This window comes from Emcibacteraceae bacterium, from assembly GCA_041396985.1.
GTDB lineage: Bacteria > Pseudomonadota > Alphaproteobacteria > Sphingomonadales > Emcibacteraceae > Pseudemcibacter.
This window is the reverse complement of record JAWKXO010000002.1, coordinates 370,785-389,362: the sequence shown is the minus strand read 5'-3', so window position 1 is coordinate 389,362 and position 18,578 is coordinate 370,785. Positions and strand designations below refer to the sequence as shown.

Genomic DNA, 18,578 nt, shown 5'->3' with positions numbered 1-18,578 from the left:
CTCAATTCCGTTGCCTCATTTTCGCCCGAAGATTTTTACATAACAAAAATACACCAGTGGGCGAACCTTCGCTGACTGGTGGGTATCCTTGGACACAATATTATGTTTCATCCATCGGGAATGGGCGGAAAATATGGGCAAATGGCTTAAGAGTCAAGTTCTTGTTTACGCATTCCATAAAAAATGTAATATATTTCCTTTAAATTAATCAATTATCACTATTGGACCATTAGCGAATGACCCTTATCCGGATTAAATTTTTTTTCAGTATACTGATTATTTCTACCCTGTCTCTTTTTGGCGTACAGGCACAGGCAGGTGTCGATGGAAGCCCTTTTGAAGGCCTATATGTTGGTTTTGTTACAAGCAAATCCACTTTTTCATCAACCGCGACCCATCGTGATGCAGGGATAGCGGAAACACCCAGCGTTTTTAATGGCATTACTTCTGCAAAATCAAAAAACAGTTATGGGGGCGGAATTATAGGCGGATACGGCCTGAATTATGGAATTTTTTATACTGGAGCCGAAGCAGCCTTTATCATTGATAAAGGGAGCACTACATATAGCGACGGTACAACCAGCATCAGATTTTATAAAAGCAACACCTTAGATATTAACCTTCGTGGAGGTGTTACACTTTCAGATAAAGCCCTGCTATTCGGCCTGATAGGATATACAGGCGTTAATCTCAAATCAAAGGGTACAAATGGACAGACCGATCGAGATAATCTTGATTACAATAAACGGGTAACCGGCATACAGTATGGGGGCGGTGTTGAGCTGGCCTTCATGGAAAATATAGCGATCAGAGCTGAATACACGCGCGCTCACATCAATGACGCCGTCTATCTTGACGGATCCGATGAATTTACTTTCAAACCTAAAACGTCACGCATAATGCTAAGCATCGTTTTACATATGTATTAAATTCATACAGTTATTCATAACAAAGGGATTTAAGGGGAGATGAGTAAAATCGGTACGCGAAATTTTAACATGCTTATGGGCATGGTGCTTTTTACGATTATGATTTTATTGCCTGCCCCTGCCAGAATGAGTGCAAGTGCCTGGAATGTGGCAGCTGTCACCGTTTTACTTGCTTACTGGTGGTCATCGGAAGCCCTGCCCGTGCCAATTACTTCATTATTACCAATCGTTTTGTTTCCAGCCCTTGGGGTTACGTCAATTGGAGAGGCCACAGCCCCTTATGCAGCACCAACAATATTTTTGCTTATGGGTGGATTTATCATGGCAACAGGGCTTGCTAGGTGGAACCTCCATCGGCGTATTGCCTTGATGGTTCTGGTCAGAGTCGGTAATAACCCAATAGCCTTAATCGGCGGTTTTATGACTGTAACCGCCATGATTTCCATGTGGATCAGCAATACAGCCAGCACATTGATGATGCTTCCGATTGCTTTATCCCTTGCCGGTGAGATTATAAAAGAAAAAAGTGAGAAAAATGCAGGATTCATTCTTTGCTTGGTTCTGGGCATAGCTTACGGTGCAAATATTGGCGGCTTTGGCACACCGATCGGCACCCCCCCAAACCTTCTGGTCATTGCCTTCATGAAGGAAAATTATGGCATTGATGTGAGTTTCCTCTCCTGGATGCTGTTTGGTGTCCCCGCAACACTCGTGATGCTGCCTATCGCCTGTTTTGTTCTGACCCGTTGGGCATTTCCATTTGAATTAGATCAAAATTCTGTTGCTCAGGATTTACTTCATCAGGAGCTAAATGAAATGGGCCCTATGTCGACGCCTGAAAAAAGAATGGCTTTTACATTTGCCTTCATTGCTGCTTTGTGGATTTTCAGAACACCTATTCAGAATAATCTGGACATGATGCTTTGGCTGAGTGACGCATTAATCTCTATCTTTGGAGCGATGATCATGTTTATGATTCCCGCCGGCTGTAAAGATGAAAAGCATGCCACTCTACTCAACTGGAAAACGGCTGATACAATTCCATGGGGTGTGCTTTTATTGTTTGGCGGTGGATTAAGCCTTGCTGCGGCTGTCAAATCAAGCGGTCTTGCCGTCTGGATCGGCAATGAACTCGGCGCCATTGGCACTTTTGATCTTATATTCATTATTTTTATTCTGGTTTCACTTGTGGTCTTTCTTACCGAGCTGACCAGCAACACGGCAACAACAGCAACCCTTCTTCCCATTCTCGGCGCCCTTGCTGTGGCAACGGGACTAGACCCGATGATCCTTTTCGTTCCCGTGGCTATATCGGCCAGTTGTGCTTTTATGTTACCCGTAGCGACAGCGCCCAACGCCGTTATATATGCCAGTGGGGAAATAACTATACCGCAAATGGCCTATGCCGGCTTCAGAGTAAATTTGTTTGCGATTGTTGCAATTACCAGCCTCAGCTATTTTCTGGTACCGATTATTTTTGGCTAAATTTACTGGACTTTTAACAGAATCAGTCCATATAGATCACTATGAGCGAGAAAAAAGCAAAAGTCGTTACATTCGGCTGCCGATTAAATACATATGAATCTGAAATTATCAGAAAGCATGCTGATGAAGCAGGGCTAACGGATGCTGTTATTTTTAATACCTGTGCTGTTACCGCAGAAGCTACAAGGCAGGCCAAACAGGCCATCAGACGAGCCCGCCGCAAAAACCCGGATGCCAATATTATCGTCACCGGCTGTGCGGCACAGATTGACCCTAAACAATTTTCCGAAATGGAAGAAGTAAATCAGATCCTTGGCAATGAGGAAAAACTGACCGCCCGTAGTTATCAGGACTTTGGCATTGCAAAGTCCGAGCGCATTTCGGTCAATGATATTATGTCAGTCAGGAAAACGGCTCCTCATCTGATAGAAGGCTTTGTAGAGCGCTCCCGCGCTTTCGTACAGGTCCAAAACGGATGTAATCACCGCTGTACTTTTTGTATCATTCCTTATGGCCGTGGTAATAGCCGCTCGGTCCCTGCTGGTGAAGTGGTCAGCCAGATTCAGCAGCTGGTGGATAACGGTTATAAAGAAGTGATTATTACCGGAGTTGATATTACGTCATACGGTCCGGATTTGCCGGGAAATCCGACACTTGGGAAATTATGCCAGAAAATACTTAAAAATGTGCCGGATCTTGAACGGCTCAGATTAAGTTCAATTGACTCAATAGAAACCGATGAAGCGCTGTTTGACATAATTACAAGAGAGTCACGGATGATGCCACATCTTCATTTATCGCTTCAATCCGGTGATAATATGATCCTTAAAAGAATGAAAAGGCGTCATAGTCGGGAGGATTCCATTGAGTTTTGTAACGCTGTCCTAAAAGCCCGTCCAGACGTTGTTTTTGGAGCAGATATCATTGCCGGATTTCCGACCGAAACAGAAGAAATGTTTGAAAATTCAATGGCTCTGGTAGAGGATTGCAACCTGACATATTTGCACGTCTTCCCTTATTCGGAACGCGAAGGCACCCCAGCCGCAAAAATGCCACAGCTTGACCGAACTATCAGAAAAGAACGTGCGGCAAGACTTAGAAAACTTGGGGAAGCAAAGGTTGATGAATATTTAAAAAAATCAGTTGGACGTCAGGTCAGCATTCTAATTGAGAAAAATATAAAAGGTGAAAATGCGGCCATAGGCCATACAGAACATTTTGCCCCTGCTAAAATAACCGGAAGTCATAAAGTGGGACATATTGCAAAGGCCATAGTGACAGGCTATCAAGATGGACTACTTAACGCGGAAGTAATAAATGACTGAAACAGAAAAAAAACTGGGATGGTTCGGCCGCCTCAAACAGGGACTAAAAAAAAGCTCCACAGCCCTGACCGAGGGCATTACAAATATTTTCACCAAAAAACGGCTTGATGCTTCAACATTGGAAGAGCTGGAAGACCTGCTGATTATGTCTGATCTTGGCGTCGCTGTCAGCGCCCGGGTTTGCGAACGGCTATCCAAAAACAAATTTGACAAGCAAATCAGCGCAGAAGAAGTACAAGTCGCCTTGGCAGAGGAGATCGGTGAAATCATGCAGGATGTGGCGAAGCCCCTTATCGTCAGCGGTGAGCATAAGCCCCATGTCATTCTTATGGTTGGTGTTAATGGCGCAGGGAAGACGACGACAATCGGCAAGCTGGCCAAACAGTTTAAAAATCAGGGAAAATCAGTGATGTTGGCCGCTGGCGATACCTTTCGCGCCGCGGCAATCGAACAGCTTCAAATCTGGGGGCAGCGCAATGACGTGCCCGTGGTCAGCGGCAAGGAAGGGTGCGACGCAGCCGGGCTTGCCTATGATGCCTTAAGGCGTGCGCAGGAAACAAATACCGATATTTTAATGATCGATACGGCAGGCAGACTACAGAATAAAAGCCATCTTATGGATGAGCTTAAAAAAATTATTCGGGTCATTAAAAAATTTGATGAAACAGCACCACATGATACGGTTCTCATCCTTGATGCGACAACCGGCCAGAACGCCGTAATGCAGACAGAGGTTTTCCGCGAAATGGCAGGGATCAGCGGCATTATCATGACAAAACTTGATGGGACAGCCCGTGGCGGCGTACTTGTCGCCTGCGCAGAAAAATTTAAATTGCCCATCCACGCCATTGGCGTTGGTGAAACAATTGATGACCTTCAGCCGTTTGATGCAGGAGATTTTTCAAAAATGCTTGTTGGTGTAGACGTAAGGTAAAAGGAAAGTGTGGAATGAACCAGATTATAAAATTACTCATTGAAATCGGACCTATCGTAGTCTTTTTCTATGCCAATGGGGCCTATTCTGATGCTGACGGCGCTGGCGGAATTATTCCGGCCACTAAAATATTCATGGTTGCCATGGTCATTTCCATGATTTTCTCAAAAATCATTTTTAAAAAAATTGCTGTCATGCTCTGGGTATCAGCAGCACTTGTTGCCGTTTTCGGCGGACTGACAATATATTTTGATAATGAAATATTTATAAAAGTAAAACCAACCATCCTTTATGGCCTGTTTGCTGCAACTTTACTTGGTGGTTACGCCTTTGGAAAACCGTTCATTAAAAATCTTATGGAAGCAGGATTTCCACCGATTGAGGAAATTGCCTGGATGAAAATGAGCCGCAACTGGGGACTGTTTTTTGTAGGCTGTGCGGTTTTAAATGAAATTTTATGGCGAAACCTTAGCAATGCAGACTGGATTGCCACAAAAATCTGGGTCTTTATACCGCTGAGTTTTATTTTCGCCCTGGCACAAATGCCCATCGTCATGAAATATCAACTTGATGAAGATGACGAAAAAGAAGATTAAATTCTGATATCTATAATTTGGCCGAGCTTTTCAAAAGCAGGTTGATTATTCACTTTTTGAGCCGGAAAGAAATTTTCCCGGTGATTTAAATTTGTTTTATTTTGCCCTTCATTGTCAACTTCATCACCATTTTGCAGTTTTCTCAAATTTCTAAGGCGAATATCGTCCTGAATTTTTTTGAGGGCATCCCGATTCTGCTGAATGAGAGCTTCCCGTTCATTCTGCCGCGCTGTAATTCGGCCTTCACGGCTTTCAGTAAGCTTCTTTTCCTGAAATTCCTCGCGCTGAGTCTGTTGCTGTTGCTTTGAAGCATCAAGCAGCGAATTTAAAGAGACAAGTGTTTGTGACTGCGAACCAATTTTCATAACATTAACCAACATTAAAAGCCCACTTACCTTCTTGATAAGCGGATTTCAGACTTTCTGCCTGTATGGATAATGTCTCTATTCTGCGACGTGAAGCTGATTCTAACGCAAATTGGTTAATTTTTCCAGTTCTTTTTGCAAGGCGCCTTTTTGATCATCCGGTGCATTTTCAATTGCGCTCTTCATGGCGGCAATTGCATCATCTTTCTGACCGAGAACTGTATAAGCTCTGGATAATCGCAACCAGCCTTCAATATTCTCCGGATTTTCCTGTTGTTTTTCAGCTAGCTGGTTGACCATCTGACGGATAAATTCCTGTTGTTCACTTTCATCCATATTGCTAATGGCTTCTGCCTGTTCCGAACTTATGGCCGGCGCTTTTGTTTCCGGAAGTCCTTGCGCTATCCCCAATTCCTTTTCAGCACGGCCAATCCACAAATCAACCAATGATTTCAGTGGATTATTCGCGTCCAGACTATTGCTGATTTTAACCCATTCACTATGGGCGGTTTCAACATCGCCTGCCTGAAAATCGGCAAGTGCCAGATAATATTGCGGGCCCGGATGATCCGGTTTTATTTTTGCCGCTTTATTGAGAATTACAAGTGCCGCCGGCGTTACTCTTTCCTGTGCAGCTACAATCAGGCTTTCGGCATACATCAGCAGTAAATCAAAATTATCCGGATCAAGTAAGTGTGCCTGGTAAAGGTCTTCGGACGCTTCCTGAAAATTTCCAAGGCTCATTTCAAGCCGGGCCAAATACACCAGCCCGCGAGCATCCGGCGGATGTTTGGCCAGTGTCTCGACCAATTGGGCTTTTAATTTTTCTGTCTTTTCTATTTCTTCTGCCTGTTCCTTTTCGGTACGGTCTTTAGTCACCTGTCTAATTGGATAATCCGGCATTCCCGGCGTTCCAACTTTCCAGTAAAACAATCCCGACAAAATGAACACGGCTATGATTGAACCTGCAATGGTCCAGTTCGGCATTTCATATTTAATTAGCTTATTTTCATGATCTGCCGCTTTTAATATTCGTCTTTCAATTTCAATGCGTGATCTTTTTGCCTCTTCTTCACTGACAAGCCCGCGACTGAGGTCATTTTCAAGTTCATCCAGCTGTGCTTTATAAACATCTATATCCGGTTTACCCGCCATTTCGTCAGCCCGGTTCTTAAAATAGGGTAACAAAATAATTGATAGGGCAATTGCAGCAAATAGGATCAGCAGAATTAAATACATTATTTTTCTGCCCCCTTATTCAGGAGTGACTTTAATCGCCGCTCTTCATCAGGCGTGAGGGGAGCGACCTCCCCCAAAGGCTTACGATTTTTATAATTTCTGTAAATAATATAAAAACCCATGAGCAATAAAAGGATCGGTGAAAACCATAAAATTATCGTGGCCCCTTCAAATGGTGGTTTCAACAAGACCCAGTCGCCATACCGTGCAGTCATAAAAGCAAGGACCTGTTCATCCGTATCCCCCAGAGTGATGCGCTCTCTTACTATATTTCTTAAATCTTTGGCAAGGTCCGCACCACTGTCAACAATCGACTCGTTCTGACACACTAGGCACCTTAATTGCTTCATGATTGCCTGCGCACGGGCTTCCTGCGCCGGATCTTTCAGCGGCATTTCATCAACACCAATCGCATAGGCAGAAAGCGAAAGGCCAATAAATAAGAATAAACTGATCAACCCTCTCATTTGTCGACACTTTCAATGATTGGAATCACTTTGTCTTCAAAATCCATTTCCTGAATAGGTCCTGCATGCTTATAGCGGATAATGCCGTTTTTAATAACGTAAGTTTCCGGCACGCCATATACGCCAAAATCAATGGCAACACGGCCTTTATCATCCGCCGCCAGTTTATAATATGGATTTCCGCGATCCTTTATAAATCCGTTTGTATCCCAGGACTTATCCTTGTAAGCGACGCCATAAATTTTATAGCCGCGTTTTTTTAGCTCCATTAGAAACGGATGTTCCACATAACAGGGCGCACACCAGGACGCGAAGAAATTGACCAGAACAACCCCGTCTTCGGCCGCCAGATCAGCAGAAGAAAAGCCCCCCTCACCATCGCCAACAGCTGGCAATGCAAATTCTGGGACCGGATCATTGATAAGTACAGATGGGATATTGCTGGGGTTAAGGCTTAACCCAACATAAAGCGCAATTGCAATGGCGCAGAAAATGGCGAGCGGGATAAATTTATTCATCTCTCACCTTTCTCGTCACCGCACCCAATCTGAACCGTCGGTCGCTCAGCGAAATCAGACCACCAATAACCATGATGGCGACACCCCCCCATAACCAGATTTGAAGCGGTTTATAATAAAGACGCACGGCCCACTGGTCATAGGTTTTGTTGTTGGCTTCGCCGATCACCACAAAAAGATCCCCCATAAATGTGCTGTAAATCGCCGCTTCCGTGGTTGGCATAGGTGGGGCAAAATATGTGCGCGCCTCCGGTTCCAATGTCGTGATTTCTTTTCCATTCTTGCTGACATCAAAGGAGGCACGAACCGCTGAATAATTGGGACCGGATACGCCATCTGTGCTGTTAAACTTAACTTCATAGCCGCCAATTTCCTGACTGTCACCGTAAGTCATTATGCTCTGGTCTTCCGTTCCCCAGAAGGCACTGCCCGCCATGCCGATCACAACAATGCCCATGCCCAGATGGCCAAGGCTCATACCGACCGATGCTCGTGGCTGCCTTAATATGCGTTTCATTGCGTCAGATTTGAAGAGTTTAACCCGTTCCGCCCACTCGTATAAAGTGCTGAGAAACACCCAAAGACCCAGCCCAAGCCATACGGCGGCCATCATGTCACCACCGCCGGCAATATAAAAGAGTGCAAGGGAAGCAACAAGTGCTGCGGCAAAAATGAATTTAAGCCGGGATGCCAGACCCATAAGATCGGCCCGTTTCCAGTTGGTTGAAGGGCCAAGCCCCATAACCAAAAGCAAAGGGATCATCAGAAAGCCAAAAGCAAGATTAAAAAAAGGTGGCCCAACCGTAATTTTATCGCCCGTCAGCGCATCACGCAGCAACGGGTATAAAGTTCCAAACAAAACCACAAGCGCCGCCACCGACAGCAGGAGGTTATTGACAACCAGCATACTTTCCCGACTGATCGGTGCAAAAAGCCCGCCCGGTTGCAACTTATCGGCCCGAAGCGCAAATAACAGCAGGCTGCCGCCGATAACAATGAATAAAAAGAGCAGGATGAATACGCCCCGCTCAGGATCGGTTGCAAAAGCATGAACCGATGTCAGCACACCACTTCTTACAATAAAAGTCCCAAGCAGGCTGAATGAAAAGGCAATAATTGCCAGAAGAATGGTCCATGCTTTCAGGGTATCGCGCTTTTCAACAACGATCGCTGAATGAAGAAGCCCTGTTGCCACCAGCCACGGCATAAAGGATGCATTTTCAACCGGATCCCAAAACCACCAGCCGCCCCAGCCAAGTTCGTAATAAGCCCACCATGATCCAAGCGTAATGCCCGATGTCAGGAAACACCAGGCAAGCAGTGTCCATGGGCGAACCCAGCGCGCCCATGCCGCATCAACACGCCCTTCTATTAGTGCCCCGACAGCAAATGAAAAAGTCACGGACAGGCCCACATATCCCATATATAAAAGGGGCGGATGAAAGGCGAGCCCCGGATCCTGCAATAGCGGATTAAGACCGTTTCCCTCCATAGGAAAAGGGTATAACCGCTCAAACGGGTTTGATGTTAAGAGCAGAAATAAATAAAATCCCATACCGACAAGTGCCTGAATGCCCAGAACCCTTACATAAAAAGTTCTGGGTAACTTGCGGCCAAAGTAAGCCACTGCCGCACCGTAAAGAGAAAGAATGAAAGCCCAGAATAAGATTGATCCCTCATGATTTCCCCAGGCAGCAGCTACCTTATAAAGCATTGGCTTTAACGTATGGGAATTCCGCGCGACATTGACCACCGAAAAATCAGAGACTATAAAAGCATAAATCAATGCGCCGAAAGAAATAGTGACAAAAAAGAACTGACCATAGGCGGCAGGCGCGCTCAGTGCCATCAGTCGCCCATGGTTTTTCAAAGCACCGTAAAGTGGAAATGTTCCCTGGATAATGGCTAAAAAACACGCAAGGATAAGCGCAAAATGCCCGGCTTCAACAATCATATACTGCCTTCTTCCCCGGGCTCCTGATAAAGTCCTCTTTTCTTCAGACTGTCCAACACCTCCTTGGGCATATAATTCTCATCATGTTTGGCCAGCACTTCTGTTGCGACAAAAGGACCGTTTTTATGGACCTCCCCTTCAACAACCACACCCTGCCCTTCACGGAAAAGATCCGGTAGAGAGCCTTTATAGACAACACTGACTGTTTCTGAACCATCGGTAATATCAAAATGATATGTCAGTCCGTCATCCGCTTTTTCAAAACTGTCAATCGCCACCAGACCACCAAGCCGGATATGTTCCCCGTCCGGCAGATTGCGTTCTGTTAGTTCTGTCGGATCAAGAAAAAGACTGATGTTATCCTGGAGAGCGGACAGGACAAGCCCAATGGCAAATGCCAAAACCGCCATTGATGTGAGTACCAGATAAAGTCTTTTTTGTTTCCTGTTTGCCGCCCTGCTCATAGCCATCATAATTCATCCTAATCGCTTAAATTTTCAAGTTCCTGACGAAGTTCGTTCAATGTCTTTTCGTCATTCCTTTTTCTTTGCCAGCTTGTATAGCCTAAAATACTGAGCAGCACGATAACGGCACCGAAGCTCGGCCAGACGAACATGCCATAATTACCCATCATCCTTCTCCTCCGCGATCCTCATTCTCAGGCCGCGAATCTGACGACGTATTATCAGCGATTGTATACGCCAGAGAACCACTGTTATAAAGTAAAGATTAAAAGCAAGGATTGAAATTAAAAGTGGCCATAACATGTCAGGATGTATGCTGGCCCCGCCCGACTTCATTAGGCTGGCGGGCTGGTGCAGAGTATTCCACCAGTCAACCGAGAATTTGATAATGGGAATATTCAGCGCGCCGACAAGCGCCACGATAGCGGCCACCCGAGCGGCCTTGACAGTATCTTCAATGGCTTCCCAAACCGCCATATAACCAAAATATAAAAACAGCAATACCAGTTCTGAGGTCAGACGAGCGTCCCAGATCCAATATGTGCCCCACATCGGTTTTCCCCAGAGACTTCCCGTAAAAAGAGCAAGCGCAGTGAAGACCGCGCCGATTGGCGCTGCTGCCCTGGCCGACTGATCAGCGAGCGGATGTTTCCAGATTATTCCAACAGCACTGGCAACCGCCATAAAACCATAGCAGAACATTGACATATAGGAGGCAGGCACATGAACAAAAATAATGCGGTAAGCATCCCCCATCTGATAATCAGCCGGGGCAATGAAAAGCCCCCAATATAGTCCGACAACAAGAGTCACTGCGGTTAAGATAAAACACCACGGTGTGATTAATTTACTGATCCGCATGAAACGGGCTGGGTTGGCAAATTTATGCATAGCTTTGATCTATCCCTTTCACGCTGCATAATCAAGAATTAGTAAAAAAAAACGACATCATGCCTAATTTAAGCCTTCTTATTTCTTTAACTTTTATTATATATAATCATCAAACAAAATGATTGGGCATTTACGAATATTATGGACCTTAAAGCACTTAAAAGACCCTTAAAACTTTTCATTGGATGGGTGATGTTTATTGTTGGCATCATAACGGCGCCAATACCTTTACCAATCGGCCAAATCGTCGCGCTGATCGGTCTGAGCATTCTTGTATCGGAGAGCCACTGGGTTAAAATTAAAGTGCAGAAACTAAGACGCCGCATGCCAATTATTGGTCGTCACCTGCAACTTATTCATCCACATATGCCAAAATTCCTGAAAAAAGTGATTGAAGACACTGATCCGATCCATCTGGGTGAGTAGATCCGCTTATCTCTAATTTTTTCAATTTTAATAAAGACTTATTCTGAATATATTCGAGTCTTTATCTTCATTTTTTACTATGTTTTAATACTTACTTTATTTTTATCTTGTATAAGTCTTTAGTTGCAAAATTTAAACCGGTTTTAAAAATGAGGTATATTATTGCTTAAGGAAGACGAATTTAAGCAAAAATTTCAGGCATTTGTGCACGCACAGAATGTCGATAATGCGCGGGCTTTTTCCATGGTAACCTGCGTAGCATGCATCATTTTTATTTTAGGCAATACTGGCCCAATTGACGCGATAAAATATAATCACATTTATAATTATACAAATGTATCCATTTTCTTTTTTATCATTTTTCTTGCCATCCGGTTTGTACTAAAAATTGGTTTAAATAATTTACTTATAGAAAAAATCTGCGTTTGGGTTACGATCGTTAGCTCGTTTCTGTTTGCCTCATTACTTAGTTTTATGGATGTCGTTCAGGGGAGCGGGCCAATCGCTTTGGCTGTAGGATATTTATTGGTCTCCATATTTTTTTCTTCGCGCTTTTATATTGTGATAACCTTGCTGATTATGAGCGGTACAATCTTCTTGCTCTTTATATCAACGATAGACGGTATTGATATTATGCAATATGCATCCGGACTCCTGGCCATTATTACTTTTAGTACTCTGGCTTTTATCAAAACGGAGCGCCAGCGAAGGACTGTTTTTGAAACAAATTACAAATTGGCTAACAAAATTTCAGAGCTAAACAGTGCACTCGATGTTAAGTCTTCTTTCTTTGGACATATGAGTCATGAGCTTCGAACGCCACTAAATGCTATAATCGGCTTCTCGGAAATGCTCAAAAATGAGGAATATTTCCCAAAAGATAGACATAAAATTATAGAATATGCGGAATTTATAAATTCAGGCGGAAACCATCTTCTTGCCCTTGTTAATGATTTGCTGGATCATAATAAAATTGCAACAGGTGAAGTTACACTTTCAATTGAACCCATAGATGTTCTTAGGCTTTCACAAGATTATATTGACGAGTTAAAGCCAATTTCCCGTGAAAAAAACCAGATTATAAATTTTTACACTCAAACAAACGGCGCCGAAATAACAACCGATAAGCGGCTGTTTAAGCAAATTTTATATAATGTTCTCTCAAATGCTCAGAAATACTCGCCCGAAAATTCGACCATTGAACTGAAAATAAAAGAAGCCGGCAATGATAATATTGAAATTGTCGTTAAAGATCAGGGTAAAGGCATGTCGGCAGAGTTAATTGAACAGATTAAAATTTCTACATCTTCTTCCGAAGCTCATTTTATTTCAAGTGCTGAAGGGACTGGCTTGGGTCTAATTATTGTCTGTCAATTGCTTAAGCTGTTAAACGGGAAAATAGAATTCCATTCTAAAGAAAATTCTGGAACAGCGGTTAAACTTACATTTCCCAGACAGTTTGAAGACCCGACTGGTAAACTCGTTTTAACTTAATTTATGAAAAGCGCGTTTTGATATTTTTAATCCAACGCAAGCCGAACTGCGGCTGCCGAGGCCCATGGGGTGATCGCAAGACTAAACAGGGTAAATGCGCCTAAGAATAAAAATGGAGCGTTCCCGCCCGCACCCATGACCATGGAATCAACCGCCATTACGCCAAAAATAAGCACCGGAACGTAAAGAGGCAGAATCAACAATGATAGCAGCACCCCGCCACGGCGTAATGAAACGGTCAGGGAAGCGCCAATTGTACCGATCAATGACAAAGCCGGTGTCCCAATGATCATAGCATAAATTAATGGCAAAAATGCCCTGTCATCCATATTCATCAGAATGCCCAAAAACGGTGTAATGATGATAAGCGGTACACTCGTGGTTAGCCAATGTGCCAAAGCTTTTGAAATTACAATAAGCTCCAGCGATAATGGGCTTATGGAATACTGGTCAAGTGTGCCGTCCTCGTAATCTGCCTGAAAAATTCTGTCCAAAGACAACAAACAGGATAATAATGCCGCGACCCATATTATACCAACGGCAATTCGGGCGAGCATATTTTGCTCAGGCCCCACACCAAGCGGAAATAAAGTTACAACAATGATAAAGAATGCAACGACCATGGCGCTGGTACTGCCGCCTTGCCAGCTAATTTTTATATCACGTAGTGCTATGGACCAGAATTGTGCCGACATTACCACTGTTCCATAAATTGCGATGCCGATACCGAATAATCAGCAAGATTAAGTATATTCGTGTCTTCAGAATGAATTCCAAGATCAACATGGGTTGCACATATGATCATCCCCCCGTCATCAAGATGAAGTTTCATAGTTTTGGATAAGAGCTTTAGTCCCTGATCATCAAGTCCAACCGTTGGTTCATCAAACAGCCAAATTTTACCTGCATGACACATGGAACGGGCCAGAGCAGTCCGTCTTGCCTGACCTGATGAAAGATAGCGTACCGGCGTATCACGAAGGTGGCTGATCCCCATTTTTTCTATAGCAGGGGATACGCTCTGCTGATTATTCCAAAGCCTGGCCCAGAATTCTATATTTTCTAAAACAGTGAACTCGCGCTTAAGAGCGTTTTTATGGCCGAGATAGCAAACATGTCTGGAAATCCATTCATGATCGCCCTGAACAGAACTCTCATCCGAGCAAATATCGCCGGACTTTGCTTCTATTAATCCTGAAAGTGTTTTCAGAAGTGTTGATTTGCCTGACCCGTTTGGGCCGATAAGCTTAAGCAGTGTGCCGGGCTTAATAGTAAATTCAAGATCGCGAAATACCAGCCTGTCGCCACGATTGACTGTCAGATTTACAACTGAAAATGTCTGTGTTTTATTCACTTAAATTTACTGCCTGCATTTTTTCCTTATAAAAAGCTATAGCAGTATATTGGATGAGTGAGAAGACCCGAGTTTACCGATAAAGGTTTTTTGAAATATCCTTAGCCCAGATCAACATGGCGGCGGCAAATGTAAAAAGACCGGCACCAATCAAAATTGAAAGAATTTTCTCGCTGTCACCAATAATGCCTGAGCCGGAAGCAAACATGAAAAAAGTTGCAACCATCAGACTGATAAAAAAGTTTTTTCCATTTAATAAACCTGAAATCCATTCAGTTTTAGATTTTCTTTGTATAATCATAATTCATTCTCATTATCGCAAAATTATTCCCCTTATGCCTACTATGATGATCGGGTTTGGTTATTTTTTGACATGAATAAGGTAATTTTCTGACGAATAAAGGCGGTCGGGTCACAATTTATCAACTAAATGGCCCTCACAATGAAAATATGAAGGATTTTCCTTGAATTATCCTTTGTTTTCAGTCAAAACACCCATGAGAATTTTCAAAAAAATAATAAGGAGTTTAACCGTGGCAACAGTTGGTCAAGATACCCTGAAAACACGCCGCACACTTACCGTGGGTGGCAAAGAATATGATTATTATTCCCTTTCTGAAGCAGCAAAGGAGCTTGGTGACATTTCCAGACTTCCTTATTCGATGAAAGTGCTGCTTGAAAATCTGTTACGCTTTGAAGATGGCGTTACTGTTTCTACGGAAGATGTTCAGGCTATTGTCGACTGGCAAAAAGAAAAGCGCATGAACCGTGAAATTCAATACCGCCCGGCCCGTGTTCTGATGCAGGATTTTACAGGTGTTCCTGCCGTTGTTGACCTTGCGGCCATGCGTAACGCGGTTGTTGAGCTTGGCGGAAAGCCGGAGCAGATTAATCCGTTAAGTCCGGTTGATCTTGTCATTGACCATAGTGTGATGGTTGATAATTTCGGCACCAATAAAGCTTTCCAGCAAAATGTTGACTTGGAAATGTCCCGTAACAATGAGCGTTACCAGTTTCTCCGCTGGGGCCAGAACAGTTTTGATAATTTCAGTGCCGTTCCCCCTGGAACAGGTATCTGCCATCAGGTAAACCTTGAATATATTGCCAAAACCGTGTGGACGGCTGATGTTGACGGTAAAACGGTCGCTTTCCCTGATACCTGTGTTGGTACGGATAGCCACACAACTATGATCAACGGCCTTGCTGTTCTCGGCTGGGGTGTTGGTGGTATTGAGGCCGAAGCCGCCATGCTCGGCCAGCCGGTTTCCATGCTGATCCCGGAAGTTGTCGGCTTTAAACTGACCGGCAAGGCCCGTGAAGGCGTAACCGCAACAGATATCGTTCTGACTGTCGTGCAAATGCTTCGCCAACATGGCGTGGTCGGAAAATTTGTTGAATTTTACGGAAATGGTCTTGATCAGATGACATTGGCCGATCAGGCAACCATTGCCAATATGGCCCCTGAATATGGAGCCACATGCGGCTTCTTCCCGGTTTCAAAAGCAACCCTTGATTATTTGGAATTTACAGGACGTGATGATGATACAATAGCGCTCGTTGAGGCTTATGCTAAAGCGCAAGGCATGTGGCGTGATTCATCTTCGCTCGATCCTGAATATACTTCCGGTCTTGAACTTGACCTTGCAACAGTTGAACCAAGCCTTGCAGGACCAAGTCGTCCGCAGGACCGGGTCGTTCTCAGCAACGCAACAAAGGCTTTTAACGAAGTTCTTGAGACCCGTGGCAAAAGCGCTGAAAAAGATAAAGGTTATGCTGTTGAAGGTAAAGATTTTGAACTTCATCATGGCGATGTGCTAATTGCAGCGATCACATCATGCACGAACACATCAAACCCGAGCGTGATGATGGCTGCCGGTCTTGTGGCTAAAAAGGCAAATGAACTTGGCCTTAAATCAAAACCATGGGTAAAAACATCCCTCGCCCCCGGATCACAGGTTGTGACCGATTATCTGGATAAAGCAGGCCTTAGTCCGCATCTTGATGCACTGGGATTTGATCTTGTTGGCTATGGCTGTACCACTTGTATTGGTAACTCAGGACCGCTGGCCGATGATCTGCGGACCACAATTAACAATAATGAACTGATCTGTGCTTCCGTGCTTAGTGGTAACAGAAACTTCGAAGGCCGCGTCAGTCAGGATCTAAAAGCCTCTTATCTGGCGTCACCACCGCTTGTGGTAGCTTATGCCATTGCAGGAACACTTCAGATTGATATTACGAGAGACCCTATTGGCAAGGATAAGCTCGGCAACGATGTCTATTTGAAAGATATCTGGCCATCAAATGCTGAAATTGACGCAACCATCCGTATGTCCCTGACCCGTGAAATGTTTGTTGAGCGTTACAAGGATGTTTTTGCCGGTACGGAGCAGTGGCAAAAAATCAAATTCCCGAAAGGCGAAACATATGCCTGGGATGATAGCAGCACCTATATCCAGCATCCTCCATACTTCCAGGGCATGACTATGGAAATCGGCAAAATGTCTGATATTAAGAACGCTAATCTACTTGCGCTTCTTGGTGACAGCATCACAACAGATCATATTTCGCCTGCCGGAGCCATTAAAGCCGATAGCCCGGCGGGTAAATATCTGTCCGAACATGGTGTAGAACGTATCGATTTTAACTCATATGGCTCACGTCGTGGTAACCATGAAGTCATGATGCGCGGTACATTCGCCAATGTTCGCTTAAGAAACCTAATGGCACCGGGAACAGAGGGTGGTATTACCACCTATATCCCGACGGGAGAACAGATGAGCATTTATGATGCTTCGATGAAATATCAGCAAAGCGGTACACCACTTGTTGTCGTTGGTGGCAAGGAGTATGGCACCGGATCATCTCGTGACTGGGCCGCCAAAGGCACTAATCTGCTTGGCGTTAAAGCCGTGATTGTGGAAAGCTTCGAGCGTATTCACCGCTCCAATCTGGTCGGTATGGGTGTTCTTCCACTTCAGTTTAAAGGAAATGACAATCGTGCCAGCCTTGGCCTGGTGGGAACAGAAACATTTGACATTACAGGCATTGCCGATGGTATTGAGCCGCAACAGGACGTAAATGTTAAAATTAATTATGCCGACGGCTCAACAAAAGATATCGTTGTCTTAAGTCGAATAGATACGGCAAATGAAGTCGAATATTATAAGAATGGTGGTATTCTGCATTACGTTCTACGTAATCTGGCCTCTTCATAAAATCAGAAATTATTAAGGTGAGCCGGCTCAGTCATGAGCCGGCTTTTTTTATTTCTAGAGCCGTTCTTTTTCTCTAATGCCGACCAGAACGCGGAAAACTTCTCCGTTCACTGCCACAACAATTGCCAACATCATAAATGTCAAAAATGCCGTTGGTACGTTAACAAGAATACTTGACCACAGATAGTTAATATCCAAACTCCATGCGATTTTTTCAAATGCCCAAGTGATAAAGTAAGTATAAAGAGTTATTGGCAGAAAAGCCCTGATGATTAGAAGCCAAAGTCCCCAGGTTCTTCCTGTTGTTTTACGCCAGATCTCCCGAAGGCTCATTGACCGTCGGCCAAGGGCCACACCAACAGTATATAGAGACAGCCTGACTAAAATTGGCGAAAATAAAAGTATGACCAATGACGTACTTTTTATGGCAACGTCCCTTATTGCCAGCTGATCCATAACCACACCTTGCGAAAACTGGTAAACCATAAAACTTAATGAGAGCATCAATGTAGGCACGAATAAGATAGCAGTCGTAATAACAATGCGAGCAAAAGATCTTAGCAAACTGTCGATTTTAAAAACACCCGGTGAGACAACATGATCAATAAGCTGACTATAGGTGGCATATTTCTCACCCATTAAAAATTGTCTATACCAGACGAGAGCAAATGCAGCACATATGATCGCTCTGCTCACCGTAGGAGCTAAAATCATATTATATTCGTGCAAAGCATAATCGCAGCCCAATTCGATCAATACCCAAAATATAATCGGTATAATTGCCAGACGAATAAAATGATTAAAATGGCCCATAAAAAACAGGTAGCTTTGAGAAATTGTTGCATTAATCGATATTTCGTCCGCAACCTTTGCCTTGTTTATTTTCTCAGAGTGCAACAAACTAATCTCCAAATACTGT

Annotated in this window: 20 protein-coding genes; 8 read left to right on the top strand and 12 right to left on the bottom strand. The window is 44.0% G+C overall.

Annotated features, from left to right (window positions below):
• Positions 1 to 236 precede the first annotated feature (236 nt).
• From R3D86_06410 to R3D86_06390, 5 genes are read left to right on the top strand one after another with little or no spacing between them, the layout of a single operon-like run.
• Positions 237 to 929 (top strand): outer membrane beta-barrel protein, encoded by a 693-nt coding sequence (locus tag R3D86_06410; GenBank protein ID MEZ5757835.1) that lies wholly within the window; start codon positions 237 to 239, stop codon positions 927 to 929.
• A gap of 39 nt (positions 930 to 968) precedes the next feature.
• The gene (locus R3D86_06405; GenBank protein MEZ5757834.1) at positions 969 to 2,414 is read left to right on the top strand and encodes a DASS family sodium-coupled anion symporter; all 1,446 of its coding nucleotides are present in this window, start codon (positions 969 to 971) and stop codon (positions 2,412 to 2,414) included.
• Positions 2,415 to 2,455: 41 nt separating this feature from the next.
• A complete protein-coding gene (gene mtaB / locus R3D86_06400) occupies positions 2,456 to 3,739 on the top strand; it encodes a tRNA (N(6)-L-threonylcarbamoyladenosine(37)-C(2))-methylthiotransferase MtaB (GenBank protein MEZ5757833.1) in 1,284 nt (427 codons plus the stop codon).
• On the top strand, positions 3,732 to 4,673 hold the full coding sequence (ftsY, locus tag R3D86_06395; GenBank protein MEZ5757832.1) for a signal recognition particle-docking protein FtsY: 942 nt from the start codon (positions 3,732 to 3,734) through the stop codon (positions 4,671 to 4,673). The genes mtaB and ftsY overlap by 8 nt, the downstream gene beginning before the upstream one ends.
• 14 nt (positions 4,674 to 4,687) lie before the next feature.
• Complete coding sequence (locus R3D86_06390; protein MEZ5757831.1) at positions 4,688 to 5,269, top strand: septation protein A; 582 nt, start codon at positions 4,688 to 4,690, stop codon at positions 5,267 to 5,269.
• Here the strand turns inward: R3D86_06390 and R3D86_06385 are convergent.
• The 8 genes from R3D86_06385 to R3D86_06350 form a co-directional block, all read right to left on the bottom strand.
• On the bottom strand, positions 5,266 to 5,649 hold the full coding sequence (locus R3D86_06385) for a hypothetical protein (GenBank protein ID MEZ5757830.1): 384 nt from the start codon (positions 5,647 to 5,649) through the stop codon (positions 5,266 to 5,268). The genes R3D86_06390 and R3D86_06385 overlap by 4 nt on opposite strands.
• An 87-nt stretch (positions 5,650 to 5,736) precedes the next feature.
• A complete protein-coding gene (gene ccmI, locus R3D86_06380; GenBank protein ID MEZ5757829.1) occupies positions 5,737 to 6,873 on the bottom strand; it encodes a c-type cytochrome biogenesis protein CcmI in 1,137 nt (378 codons plus the stop codon).
• Positions 6,873 to 7,331: a cytochrome c-type biogenesis protein gene (locus R3D86_06375; protein MEZ5757828.1), complete on the bottom strand. Its 459-nt coding sequence runs from the start codon at positions 7,329 to 7,331 to the stop codon at positions 6,873 to 6,875. Before R3D86_06375 ends, ccmI begins: the two co-directional genes overlap by 1 nt.
• A gap of 5 nt (positions 7,332 to 7,336) precedes the next feature.
• The gene (locus R3D86_06370) at positions 7,337 to 7,858 is read right to left on the bottom strand and encodes a DsbE family thiol:disulfide interchange protein (GenBank protein ID MEZ5757827.1); all 522 of its coding nucleotides are present in this window, start codon (positions 7,856 to 7,858) and stop codon (positions 7,337 to 7,339) included.
• Positions 7,851 to 9,812, bottom strand: coding sequence for a heme lyase CcmF/NrfE family subunit (locus R3D86_06365; protein ID MEZ5757826.1), 1,962 nt, complete (start codon positions 9,810 to 9,812; stop codon positions 7,851 to 7,853). The genes R3D86_06370 and R3D86_06365 overlap by 8 nt, the downstream gene beginning before the upstream one ends.
• Positions 9,809 to 10,285, bottom strand: coding sequence for a cytochrome c maturation protein CcmE (ccmE, locus tag R3D86_06360; GenBank protein MEZ5757825.1), 477 nt, complete (start codon positions 10,283 to 10,285; stop codon positions 9,809 to 9,811). Before ccmE ends, R3D86_06365 begins: the two co-directional genes overlap by 4 nt.
• A gap of 8 nt (positions 10,286 to 10,293) precedes the next feature.
• Complete coding sequence (ccmD, locus tag R3D86_06355) at positions 10,294 to 10,446, bottom strand: heme exporter protein CcmD (protein MEZ5757824.1); 153 nt, start codon at positions 10,444 to 10,446, stop codon at positions 10,294 to 10,296.
• Positions 10,436 to 11,167, bottom strand: coding sequence for a heme ABC transporter permease (locus R3D86_06350; protein ID MEZ5757823.1), 732 nt, complete (start codon positions 11,165 to 11,167; stop codon positions 10,436 to 10,438). Before R3D86_06350 ends, ccmD begins: the two co-directional genes overlap by 11 nt.
• A gap of 141 nt (positions 11,168 to 11,308) precedes the next feature.
• On the opposite strand from R3D86_06350, the gene R3D86_06345 reads away from it, so the two are divergent.
• Together R3D86_06345 and R3D86_06340 are read left to right on the top strand one after the other, a co-directional pair.
• Positions 11,309 to 11,593: a PGPGW domain-containing protein gene (locus R3D86_06345; GenBank protein MEZ5757822.1), complete on the top strand. Its 285-nt coding sequence runs from the start codon at positions 11,309 to 11,311 to the stop codon at positions 11,591 to 11,593.
• Positions 11,594 to 12,067: 474 nt separating this feature from the next.
• On the top strand, positions 12,068 to 13,087 hold the full coding sequence (locus tag R3D86_06340) for a HAMP domain-containing sensor histidine kinase (protein ID MEZ5757821.1): 1,020 nt from the start codon (positions 12,068 to 12,070) through the stop codon (positions 13,085 to 13,087).
• A 26-nt stretch (positions 13,088 to 13,113) separates the two neighbouring features.
• Here R3D86_06340 and ccmB read toward each other — a convergent pair whose 3' ends face one another.
• The 3 genes from ccmB to R3D86_06325 all read right to left on the bottom strand — a co-directional run bounded on the left by ccmB (position 13,114) and on the right by R3D86_06325 (position 14,742).
• The gene (gene ccmB / locus R3D86_06335; protein MEZ5757820.1) at positions 13,114 to 13,782 is read right to left on the bottom strand and encodes a heme exporter protein CcmB; all 669 of its coding nucleotides are present in this window, start codon (positions 13,780 to 13,782) and stop codon (positions 13,114 to 13,116) included.
• Entirely contained in the window at positions 13,782 to 14,441 is a 660-nt protein-coding gene (ccmA, locus tag R3D86_06330) for a heme ABC exporter ATP-binding protein CcmA (GenBank protein MEZ5757819.1), read from the bottom strand. Before ccmA ends, ccmB begins: the two co-directional genes overlap by 1 nt.
• 73 nt (positions 14,442 to 14,514) lie before the next feature.
• Positions 14,515 to 14,742: a hypothetical protein gene (locus tag R3D86_06325; protein MEZ5757818.1), complete on the bottom strand. Its 228-nt coding sequence runs from the start codon at positions 14,740 to 14,742 to the stop codon at positions 14,515 to 14,517.
• A 232-nt stretch (positions 14,743 to 14,974) separates the two neighbouring features.
• Here R3D86_06325 and acnA point away from each other — a divergent pair, with 232 nt between their 5' ends.
• Positions 14,975 to 17,659 (top strand): aconitate hydratase AcnA, encoded by a 2,685-nt coding sequence (gene acnA / locus R3D86_06320; protein ID MEZ5757817.1) that lies wholly within the window; start codon positions 14,975 to 14,977, stop codon positions 17,657 to 17,659.
• Positions 17,660 to 17,713: 54 nt separating this feature from the next.
• Here acnA and R3D86_06315 read toward each other — a convergent pair whose 3' ends face one another.
• A complete protein-coding gene (locus R3D86_06315) occupies positions 17,714 to 18,556 on the bottom strand; it encodes a hypothetical protein (protein ID MEZ5757816.1) in 843 nt (280 codons plus the stop codon).
• Positions 18,557 to 18,578 lie beyond the last annotated feature (22 nt).

Bases quoted from the DNA above. Each gene is read 5' to 3' on its own strand.
- R3D86_06410 (MEZ5757835.1), top strand. From the start codon at position 237: ATGACCCTTATCCGGATTAAATTTTTTTTCAGTATACTGATTATTTCT.
- R3D86_06405 (MEZ5757834.1), top strand. From the start codon at position 969: ATGAGTAAAATCGGTACGCGAAATTTTAACATGCTTATGGGCATGGTG.
- mtaB (MEZ5757833.1), top strand. From the start codon at position 2,456: ATGAGCGAGAAAAAAGCAAAAGTCGTTACATTCGGCTGCCGATTAAAT.
- ftsY (MEZ5757832.1), top strand. From the start codon at position 3,732: ATGACTGAAACAGAAAAAAAACTGGGATGGTTCGGCCGCCTCAAACAG.
- R3D86_06390 (MEZ5757831.1), top strand. From the start codon at position 4,688: ATGAACCAGATTATAAAATTACTCATTGAAATCGGACCTATCGTAGTC.
- R3D86_06385 (MEZ5757830.1), bottom strand. From the start codon at position 5,649: ATGTTGGTTAATGTTATGAAAATTGGTTCGCAGTCACAAACACTTGTC.
- ccmI (MEZ5757829.1), bottom strand. From the start codon at position 6,873: ATGTATTTAATTCTGCTGATCCTATTTGCTGCAATTGCCCTATCAATT.
- R3D86_06370 (MEZ5757827.1), bottom strand. From the start codon at position 7,858: ATGAATAAATTTATCCCGCTCGCCATTTTCTGCGCCATTGCAATTGCG.
- R3D86_06365 (MEZ5757826.1), bottom strand. From the start codon at position 9,812: ATGATTGTTGAAGCCGGGCATTTTGCGCTTATCCTTGCGTGTTTTTTA.
- ccmE (MEZ5757825.1), bottom strand. From the start codon at position 10,285: ATGATGGCTATGAGCAGGGCGGCAAACAGGAAACAAAAAAGACTTTAT.
- ccmD (MEZ5757824.1), bottom strand. From the start codon at position 10,446: ATGATGGGTAATTATGGCATGTTCGTCTGGCCGAGCTTCGGTGCCGTT.
- R3D86_06350 (MEZ5757823.1), bottom strand. From the start codon at position 11,167: ATGCATAAATTTGCCAACCCAGCCCGTTTCATGCGGATCAGTAAATTA.
- R3D86_06345 (MEZ5757822.1), top strand. From the start codon at position 11,309: ATGGACCTTAAAGCACTTAAAAGACCCTTAAAACTTTTCATTGGATGG.
- R3D86_06340 (MEZ5757821.1), top strand. From the start codon at position 12,068: ATGGATGTCGTTCAGGGGAGCGGGCCAATCGCTTTGGCTGTAGGATAT.
- ccmB (MEZ5757820.1), bottom strand. From the start codon at position 13,782: ATGTCGGCACAATTCTGGTCCATAGCACTACGTGATATAAAAATTAGC.
- R3D86_06325 (MEZ5757818.1), bottom strand. From the start codon at position 14,742: ATGATTATACAAAGAAAATCTAAAACTGAATGGATTTCAGGTTTATTA.